Origin of the sequence: Stappia sp. (assembly GCF_048261845.1) — a bacterium.
Taxonomy (GTDB): Bacteria; Pseudomonadota; Alphaproteobacteria; order Rhizobiales; family Stappiaceae; genus Stappia.
Genome location: NZ_JBLXFR010000015.1, coordinates 69884 through 79327, shown reverse-complemented (window position 1 = coordinate 79327; position 9444 = coordinate 69884). Strand labels below are relative to the sequence as shown.

The window sequence follows — 9444 nt, the reverse complement described above, 5'->3', positions numbered from 1 at the left end:
CCCCGCGATCAGGAGGACGAGATCCCATGAAGACTTTTGCCCTGCGCCTCGGCGCCGGAGCCCTCGCGCTCCGACTGGCCGCCCCGGCCGGCCTTGCCGGCGTCTTTGCCGCCGGTCATGTGGCGCCGGCCGTCGCGGCACTGGTGCTGGCGGCCGCCGGCGCGGCGGCCCTTGCCGGGGCAACCCGCGCCGGTGCCCTTGCCGGGGCCTTTGGCGGTTTTCTCGCGCTCGCCCTTGTCATCGTCGCGGGCTTCCTGCCGGCGTTGGCCGCCGCCATCGGCCTTGCCCCCGGAGAGATCGCCCGTCCGCTCGGCCCCGGCGGCGGCGTCATGGCCGGTGCGCTGGTTGCGCTCTTCGCCGGCTCGATCGCCCGTTTCGGCGCCTTCCGCAACGACCGCTTCGTCTCCGTCAGCGTCGTCATGATCGGCGCGCTCGTCGTGCTCTTCGTGTTCTGGCCGGTGGTCCGGATGCTGTCCGAGGCCTTCTACGGCGAGAGCGACGTCGCCGCCCGGGTCTTCATCGACCGGTTGCTGCAGGACGACATCTGGTCGCTCGCCTGCCTCTGGTCGACGGTGCGCTGCGGCGTTGCCCCCAACACGGTCATCCTCGGCATTCTGGCCGCCTTCTTCTCCACCTCGCTGGCGCTTGGCCTCGCCCTGATCGCGGTGCGCACCAATGTGCGCTTTCCCCGCGCCTTCGACGCGCTGGCGATCCTGCCGATCATCACCCCTCCGTTTGTCATCGGCCTGGCCCTGATCGTGCTGTTCGGCCGCACCGGCCTCATCACCACGGCGATGTGGGACTGGTTCGGCGTTCCGCGCTCGCGCTGGCTCTACGGATTGCCGGGCGTGTTGCTTGCCCAGGTCCTGTCGCAGGTGCCGCTTTCCTTCCTGATCATGGTCGGCGCGCTCAAGGCCCTGTCACCGACGCTGGAGGAAGCCGCCCAGACCCTGCGCGCCAGCCGCACCCGCATCCTGATGACGGTGACGCTGCCCCTGCTCCTGCCGGCGGTCGCCAACACCTATCTGCTCGCCTTCGTCGAGAGCCTTGCCGACTTCGGCAACCCGCTGGTGCTTGGCGGCAATTTCGAGGTGCTGTCGACCAAGATCTTCTTCGCCGTCGTCGGCGCCCAGCACGAACCGGGCCGTGCCGCCGTGCTGGCCATGGTGCTGCTCGCCTTCACCCTTGCCGCCTTCGTCCTGCAGATGCGCCTGCTCGGCAGGACCTCCTTCGTCACCGTCTCCGGCAAGGGCGATTCCGGTGTCTCCGCCGAACTGCCGAAGGGCCTCCCGGCCGGGCTGTGGGGCGTCATCGTGCCCTGGATCGCGCTGACCGTTGCCGTCTACACGATCGTGCTGATCGGCGGGTTCGTGAAGGATATCGGCCGCTTCGACATGACGCCGACGCTCGACCACCTGCGCACCGGCTTCCTCGTCGAATGGACCGACCACGGGTTGTTCTGGGCCGGTTCGGCCTGGGATTCCTTCTGGACCACGGTGCTGGTCTCGGCCGCCGCCGCGCCGCTGACGACAATCATCGGCTTGCTCACCGCCTATGTGCTGGCCCGCCAGCATTTTCGCGGAAGGCGCTCGCTGGAATTCCTGACGATGCTGTCCTTCGCCATCCCGGGCACGGTGATCGGCGTGGCCTATATCCTGGCCTTCAACGTGCCGCCGGTGGAGATCACCGGCACCGGCTTCATCCTCATCGCCTGCTTCGTCTTCCGCAACATGCCGGTGGGCGTGCGCGCCGGCATCGCGGCGCTGTCGCAGATCGATCCCTCGCTCGACGAGGCATCCGCCACCTTGCGGGCGAGCACCGGACGCACGCTGGTCGCCGTGGTGCTGCCCCTGATGAAGCCGGCCATCGTGGCGACGCTGGTCTTCTCCTTCGTCCACGCGATGACCGCCGTCTCGGCGATCATCTTCCTGGTGACCGCGCGCTACAACATGGCCACCGCCTATATCGTCGGCCGGGTGGAGGCGGGCGAATATTCGCTCGCCATCGCCTATTGCGCCTTCATGATCGTCTTCATGATCGCCGCCATAGCCACCATCCGCCTCGTCGTCGGCGAGGCCCGCCTCGGCCGCCGCGGCTCTGGCGAAATCGTCTCTGGAGGAACCTGATGGGACCGTCGAGCCTGGACTTCGTCAACGTCACCAAGCGCTACGGCGCCGTCACCGCCGTCGACGACGTTTCCTTCCGCTGCGAGGCGGGAAGCCTGACGACGCTGCTCGGCCCGTCCGGCTGCGGCAAGACGACCACGCTCAGGATGATCGCCGGGCTGGAACTTGCCAGCGAGGGCAAGATCCTGATCGACGGGCATGACGTCACGCATCTGTCCGCCTCGGAGCGCGACGTGACGATGGTCTTCCAGTCCTATGCGCTCTTCCCGCATATGAGCGTTCTGGAAAACGTCATGTACGGACCGCGTTCCTCCGGGATGGGCAAGGAACAATCCGCCGAAATGGCCCGCGAGAAACTCGGGCTTCTCGGCCTTTCCGGCTTCGACACGCGCCTCCCCTCGGAACTTTCCGGCGGCCAGCAGCAACGTGTCGCGGTCGCCAGGGCCTTGGTGCTCGAACCCTCGATCCTGCTCTTTGACGAACCGCTTTCCAACCTCGATGCAAGGCTCAGGCGCAAGGTGCGCGAGGACATCCGGGCGCTGCAAAAGGATCTCGGCCTGACGGTGGTCTATGTCACCCATGACCAGGAAGAGGCGCTCGCCGTCTCCGACGAGGTTATCGTCATGTCCAATGCGCGCATCGCCCAGAAGGCGAGCCCGCGCGAGTTGTGGGAAGCGCCCGCCAACCTCTTCGTCGCCGATTTCATCGGCGATGCCAACGTCGTCGACGGCACGATCACCACGCTCGAGGGCGATGTCGCGACGCTGGACCTTGCCGGCGCACATGCCATCGCCCCCGCACGCGGTCTCGCGGAAGGTCCGGTGAAGGTGGCGATCCGGCCGGATGCGCTGAAGGTCGAGCGCGACACCGCCGATGTGAGCGGCATCGCCGGCACGATCGGCACGGCGAGCTATCTCGGCAAATACATGGAGTACGAGATCCGCACGCCACTCGGCGACCTTTTCGTCACCGCGCCCGCCGATGGCGGCGAATGCGACAGGGGCGAAGCGGTGCGCCTGACACCGAAAGGGCACGGCATCGCCGTCATCCCCGAGTGAAATCGGCCCAAGCGAGGTCAGTTGGGACAAGACCGGCGGCGGCCGGCCCTGTTTCATCCGGTCCTGTTTCGTCCGGCCCTATTTCAGCAGCACCGGCAGGTTGAGCGGGCCGCGAAAACCGAAGCCGTGCCAGACCACCGAACCCGGGTCGACGATCTCCATCTCGGGAAACCGGTCGAACAGCATCGGCAGCAGGATCGCCCCGACCGTGCGCCGCGACACATGTGCGCCGGCGCAGTGATGCGGCCCCGAGCCGAAGGCCTGGTGCGGGTTGCGCTCGCGGAAGACGATGAAGCGATCCGGGTCGTCATATAACTCCTCGTCATGGTTGGCCGAGGCCTGGATCGTCATCACCGTGTCGCCCTTCGGGATGCGGAATCCGCGGATCTCGGTGTCCTCCATGACGAGCCGCGAGCTTGCCTGGATCGGCGCGCACCAGCGCACCCCCTCCTCGAACGCCTCCGCCCACGCCTCGCGGCGCTTCACCTCGGCAAGCTGGTCGGGCTCCGTCAGCAGCCCGTAGAGGATGGTCAGGAGCGCATCGCGCGGCTCGTTGATGCCCCCGCCGATGGCGATCTTCACATTGGCGACGATCTGGCTCCAGGGAATGGCCTTTTCCGAGTTGACCATGATCGAAAGTGCCGAGGCGTCCGGCTCGGCGCGCAGCCGCTCCGCATTGCGCTCCAGGCAGGCATCCATCTCGGCATTGGCCAGATCCGATGCCTCGAAGGGCTCCGGCTGCCAGCCGAAATTGCCGGCCCCGTCGATCAGCACCTGCGACCAGCGCTGCATGTCCGTGTCGCTGGCGTCCGGAATGCCCATGACATGGGCGAGGATGCGCGCCGCGACCGGTCCGGCCAGCGCGGGAAACAGGTCGACGACCTCGCCGCGCGGCAGCCGTCCGATATATTCGGCCGCAAGCTGCTCGTAGAGCGGCGCCCAATGGGCGGAGATGGCCTTTGGCATCAGGGAGGGCAGCATCGCCATGCGCTCGCGCATGTGCTCCTTGCCGTCCTTGCGCATCAACGTATGGGCGAGAAATGCCCGTTTCATCGGCGTGTTCGGATCGTCGGAGCTGAACAGCGCCGCATTGTCCTTGACCAGCTTTGTATCCGAAGCCTTGGTCAGGAAGGTGCGACCGACCGACTTCACCCGGAGCACCGGGCTCTCGGCCCGCAGCCGCCTGTAGATCGGATAGGGATCGGCCGTCAGCGCGGCGATGGTGATCGCCTCGTCAAGCGGCGCCAGTTCACTGGTGTCCGGCACGTCGTCTCCTCCCATGCCGGCGCCCGCTCCGCCGGTCCTCACATCCTCCAATCCGGCAGCGGCCTCCCCCTGCCGGGGCGCGGCTACATCTGTTCTTCCGGCATGCGCAGGACAAGCCCGTCGAGATCGGCGGAAAGCCGGATCTGGCAGGACAGGCGGCTTTCGGGGCGCGGATCGGACGCGGCGCCCTCCAGCATCGCCTCCTCGTCATCGCTGCGCGGCGACAAGCGGTCGGCGAAGGCGGGATCGACATAGACATGGCATGTGGCGCAGGCCATCGACCCTCCGCATTCCCCGACAATGCCGTCGATATTGTTGGCAACCGCCGTCGCCATGACGCTGTCGCCCTCGCGCCCGTCCACGGTGGTTTCCACACCGCTTGCGGAAATATATGTGACCCTCACCATGCCGGCCTCCCCCTGCCTGCCCGTGCGTCTCCAAGTGCTTGCGATAATGACGGCAAGCCGTTCCCGGTTAAACCCAACTTTTCGGGCGCTCACTTGTGCAAACGGTTATGCAAGCAGGCATCGGCGGCGGCAGGGAGCCGATGTGGGAGGCGGCACGGGCGGTGCTATAAGGACCGCCAATAGCTCCGTGCATGCAAAGATATTTCCCGCAAGGGTAAGGACCTGCGATTTTGGCCGAAGACAACCGACAGGGACCCCAATGGACGCTTTCGACCCGACCGCAGAATACGCCCCGATCCGCGACGGTGTCGCCAAGGTTTGCGCGGCATTTCCAGGCGAGTACTGGCGCGACCTCGATGCCCGGCGCGCCTATCCGAAGGACTTCGTCGACGCGCTCATCCGGGAAGGCTATCTCGCGGCGATGATCCCGGAGGAATATGGCGGCTCCGGCCTCAACCTCTCGGCTTCCGCCGTCATTCTGGAGGAAATCCATCGCAACGGCTGCAACGCCGCAGCCTGTCACGCGCAGATGTACACGATGGGCACCGTGCTGCGGCACGGCAACGCGGAGCAGAAGGCGCAGTATCTGCCCGGCATCGCCGACGGCTCGCTGCGCCTGCAGGCCTTCGGCGTCACCGAGCCCACCAGCGGCACCGACACGCTGGCCCTGAAGACCACCGCCCGGCGCGAGGGCGACGACTACATCGTCAACGGCCAGAAAATCTGGATTTCCCGCGCCGAACATTCCGATCTGATGGTGCTGCTCGCCCGCACCACACCGCGCGACCAGGTGAAGTCGAAGACCGACGGACTTTCCGTCTTTCTCATCGACCTGCGCGAGCTCAAGGGCAACGGCGTCGAGATCCGGCCGATCCGCACGATGATCAATCATGCGACGACGGAAATCTTCTTCGACAATGCGCGCATTCCCGCCTCCAGCCTGATCGGCGAGGAAGGCAAGGGCTTCCGCTACATCCTCTCGGGCATGAATTCCGAGCGCATCCTGATCGCCGCCGAGTGTATCGGCGATGCCAAGTGGTTCATCGAGAAGGGCTCCGCCTACGCCAAGGAGCGGGTCATCTTCGGCACGCCGATCGGAAAGAACCAGGGCGTCCAGTTTCCGCTGGCCCGTGCCTATGCCCACATGATGGCGGCCGAGGCGATCGTCTACCGGGCGGCGGCCATGTACGATGCCGGCCACAATCCGGGCGTGGAGGCCAACAGCGCCAAGATGCTGGCCGCCGACGCCAGCTGGGAGGCGGCCGAGGCCTGCCTGCAGACCCATGGCGGCTTCGGCTTCGCCGAGGAATATGACGTGGAGCGCAAGTTCCGCGAGGCGCGGCTCTACCAGGTGGCGCCGATCTCGACCAACCTGATCCTCTGCTTCATCGCCGAGCAGGTGCTCGGCCTGCCGAAATCCTACGGAGCGCCGAAAGCATGAGCCTGATCGACCGGATTCTCGACCTCGCCGCGCTTCCCGCCGGTGCCCTCCCCGAACCGGCGCTCGCCATGGCCCGCTTCTCGCTGTTCGACTGGCTGGTCTGCGGCCGCGCCGGCATCGACGAGCCCCTTTCGGGCAAACTGCGCCGGCTGGCGGAAGAGGAAGCGGGAAACGGCACGGCCTCGGTCTTCGGCGGCGCGCCGGCGCCCGCCCGCACGGCCGCGCTCGTCAATGGCGCGACCAGCCACGCGCTCGATTATGACGACACCCATTTCGGCCATGTCGGCCACCCTTCCGTGGCGATCTTCCCGGCCGCGCTCGCGGTCGCCGAAGAGGCCGGAGCCAGCGCCTCGGCCGTGGTCGAGGCCTTTCTCGTCGGCGCCGAAGCCTCGGTGCGCATCGGCATGGCGCTTGGCGCCGTCCACTACAATCGCGGCTTTCACCAGACGGCGACGGCAGGCGCCTTTGGCGCCACCATCGCGGCCGGGCGGATCCTCGGATTGTCGCGCGCGGAGATGCGCGCCGCCATCGGCCTTTGCGCAACGCGTGCCTCGGGCCTGAAGTCGCAGTTCGGCACGATGGGCAAGCCCTACAATGCCGGCATCGCCGCATCGAACGGCGTCGAATGCGCAAGGCTCGCCAAACTCGGTTTCACCTCCGCCGATGACGGACTTGCCGGCGCGCAGGGCTTCCTGCCGACCCATTCCGACGCACCCGACCCGGATGCCGGCTGGGACCGGCCGCCGCCCGGAACCTTCTTCTTCGAGGACATCAAGTACAAGCTGCATGCCTGCTGCCACGGCACCCATGCGATGATCGAGGCGCTTCTGACAGCCCGGCGCGAGAGGCCCGACCTGTCGCTCGACAGCGTCGAAAGCCTGCACCTGCGCACCAGTCCGCGCTGGCTGGCGGTCTGCGACATCAAGGCCCCGCGCACCGGGCTGGAGGTCAAGTTCAGCTACAACTGGCTTGCCGGCATGGTGCTGTCGGGCAAGGACACGGCCCGCGACGACACCTATTCCGACGCGCTCGCTGCCGATCCCGACCTTGCCGCCTTCGCCGGCCAGGTCACGGTGGAGGGCGATGCCGCGGTCACGGACATGCAGGCCGAGGGCTTCCTGAAACTCGCCGACGGCACGCAGCTCCCGATCAGCCACGATCTTGGCCGGCGGTTGCCGGAGGCGGAACTTGCCGCCGGGCTGCGCAACAAGTCCCGCGCCCTGCTCGGCGACGACGGCGAGATCCTCTGGCAGGGGCTGGAGGGCCTCGCGACCCTCTCCGCCCGCGACCTCGGCCGCTACACGGGAGCCTGACATGAGCGATTATTCCGACTGGATCGGCCGGGAGCGGCGGGTCAGCGAGGACGTCGGCGAGCGGCTTCTGACGCAATACCGCGCGACGCTGGCCGGCATGCTCGGCCCCGGCGAGGTGCCCGCCGGCTTTCACTGGTGCCTGACGCCCGATGTCGTTGAACCGGAAGAACTCGGTCGCGACGGCCATCCGCGCACCGGCATCTTTCTGCCCGCGTTGCCGCTGCCGCGTCGCATGTGGGCCGGGGGCGCGCTCGAATACCGCGCGCCGCTCATGCCGGGCGACACGGTGACCCGCATCTCGACCATTCGAGACGTCACCTTCAAGCAGGGCCGCAGCGGTCCGCTCGGCTTCGTCACCGTCGATCACGTCTATGAGGCGGGCGGAGAGGCGAAGATCGTCGAGCGGCACGACATCGTTTACCGCGAGGACCCGAAGCCCGGCGCGGCGACCACCGCGCAACCCGCCGAAGACTGGTCGCCGGTCGCCAGCTGGAAGATCACCCCGACGCCGACGCTGCTCTTCCGCTATTCGGCGCTGACCTTCAACGGCCACCGCATCCATTACGACCGGCCTTACGCGACCGGCGTCGAGGGGTATGACGGCCTCGTCGTCCACGGTCCGCTGCAGTCGATCTGGATGCAGAACCTCGCCGCCTCGGTGCTCGGAAAGCTGCCGTCAAACTTCTCCTATCGCGGCCTCTCGCCGCTGACCTGCGACCGGCCGGTGACGGTGGAAGCGCGGCAAGCGGATGGCGGCGGACTGGAGCTCAGGGTGCGCCGCGACGAGGACGGCGTGGTGACCATGCAGGCGGCAACACCCGGCTGAACGGACGGGGCGCGAGCGGCCAGCCGACGCCGACCGCCATCCCGACCTCAGGTGGCGATCAGCTCGCCTTCCCAGATGTTCCGCCGCACCAGATCGCGCGCGACTTCCAGGGTGATCTCCTCGACCGCCCGGCAGGCGCGGCTCATCACCCGGGTCGGTTTGCTGACCAGATAGACGGGGCGCGAAATCGTCGGCTCGGAGATCGGCGCCTTGAGCAGTTCCCCGCGCGCGACGAAGTCGTGGACGGCCGCCGGCGCGAAGATCGTATGGCCGGAGCCGCGCGCCACCAGTTCCTTGATCTGGGTCATCGCGTCCATCTCGATGACGACGTTGAGATTGACGTCGCAGGCCGCCGCATGGCGCTCGATGGTCTTGCGCAGACCGTGCGAGACGCCCGGCAGGATCATCTCCAGCTTTTCAAGCGCACGCATCGGCACCGGCGTGCCCGGCGGCGTATCGAGCGGCCAGGTATCCGGCGCGGAGAAGAAGAAAAGCTGCTCGTCCAGCACATGGATGATGCGGAAATGCTCGACCTTCTCCAGATCGTAGATGAAGCCGATATCGACCGTCTCGTCCTCGATCCAGCTCTTGATGTAACCGCTCATCGCCTCGATGGCGCGCAGCCGCACATCCGGAAGTTCGACGCGCACCGTTTCGGCAAGCGGCACCGACATGACCATCGACACGGAAGGCGGCATGCCGAAGCCGACCTTGCCGCGCACGCCGCCGCCCAGATCCCGCATCTCGGCGATGCAGTGCTCCATGCTGCCGCAGATCTCGCGCGCATGGCGCACCAGGAGGTGCCCCTCCTCGGTGAGCACCGTGCCGCGCGGCGAACGGTCGACGAGCTGGACGCCGAGTTCCTGCTCCATGCGCTGCACATATTGCGACAGCGAGGGCTGCGCGACGCCAAGCACCTGCGCCGCCGCCGAAAGGGAGGGCGCTTCGGAAATGGCGATGAAATAGCGTAGATGTCGGATATCCATGGCTGGCTGGCAGCGTCTCTC

Annotated in this window: 8 protein-coding genes; 5 read left to right on the top strand and 3 right to left on the bottom strand. The window is 67.2% G+C overall.

The annotated features are described in order from the left end of the window. Positions 1-26: 26 nt before the first annotated feature. Both ACN0T5_RS08800 and ACN0T5_RS08795 read left to right on the top strand, forming a co-directional pair. A complete protein-coding gene (locus tag ACN0T5_RS08800) occupies positions 27-2126 on the top strand; it encodes an ABC transporter permease (RefSeq protein WP_417768250.1) in 2100 nt (699 codons plus the stop codon). After that, on the top strand, positions 2126-3184 hold the full coding sequence (locus ACN0T5_RS08795) for an ABC transporter ATP-binding protein (RefSeq protein WP_417768249.1): 1059 nt from the start codon (positions 2126-2128) through the stop codon (positions 3182-3184). Before ACN0T5_RS08800 ends, ACN0T5_RS08795 begins: the two co-directional genes overlap by 1 nt. A 78-nt stretch (positions 3185-3262) precedes the next feature. On the opposite strand, the gene ACN0T5_RS08790 is transcribed toward ACN0T5_RS08795, so the two are convergent. Together ACN0T5_RS08790 and ACN0T5_RS08785 are read right to left on the bottom strand one after the other, a co-directional pair. Then, positions 3263-4450 (bottom strand): cytochrome P450, encoded by a 1188-nt coding sequence (locus ACN0T5_RS08790; RefSeq protein WP_417768248.1) that lies wholly within the window; start codon positions 4448-4450, stop codon positions 3263-3265. Positions 4451-4533: 83 nt separating this feature from the next. Beyond that, positions 4534-4857: a 2Fe-2S iron-sulfur cluster-binding protein gene (locus ACN0T5_RS08785; protein WP_417768247.1), complete on the bottom strand. Its 324-nt coding sequence runs from the start codon at positions 4855-4857 to the stop codon at positions 4534-4536. 259 nt (positions 4858-5116) lie between these two features. Between ACN0T5_RS08785 and ACN0T5_RS08780 the strand changes: the two genes are divergently transcribed. Genes ACN0T5_RS08780 through ACN0T5_RS08770 form a run of 3 tightly spaced genes read left to right on the top strand, consistent with a single transcriptional unit; the run spans position 5117 to position 8437 of the window. Next, positions 5117-6298 carry an acyl-CoA dehydrogenase family protein gene (locus ACN0T5_RS08780; RefSeq protein WP_417768246.1) on the top strand — a complete coding sequence of 394 codons (1182 nt, stop codon included), beginning with the start codon at positions 5117-5119 and terminating at the stop codon, positions 6296-6298. Then, the gene (locus ACN0T5_RS08775) at positions 6295-7611 is read left to right on the top strand and encodes an MmgE/PrpD family protein (protein ID WP_417768245.1); all 1317 of its coding nucleotides are present in this window, start codon (positions 6295-6297) and stop codon (positions 7609-7611) included. Before ACN0T5_RS08780 ends, ACN0T5_RS08775 begins: the two co-directional genes overlap by 4 nt. A 1-nt stretch (position 7612) precedes the next feature. Continuing rightward, on the top strand, positions 7613-8437 hold the full coding sequence (locus ACN0T5_RS08770; RefSeq protein WP_417768244.1) for an FAS1-like dehydratase domain-containing protein: 825 nt from the start codon (positions 7613-7615) through the stop codon (positions 8435-8437). A 47-nt stretch (positions 8438-8484) separates the two neighbouring features. Here the strand turns inward: ACN0T5_RS08770 and ACN0T5_RS08765 are convergent, their stop codons facing one another. Then, a complete protein-coding gene (locus ACN0T5_RS08765; RefSeq protein ID WP_417768243.1) occupies positions 8485-9423 on the bottom strand; it encodes a LysR family transcriptional regulator in 939 nt (312 codons plus the stop codon). Between the last annotated feature and the right edge of the window lie 21 nt (positions 9424-9444).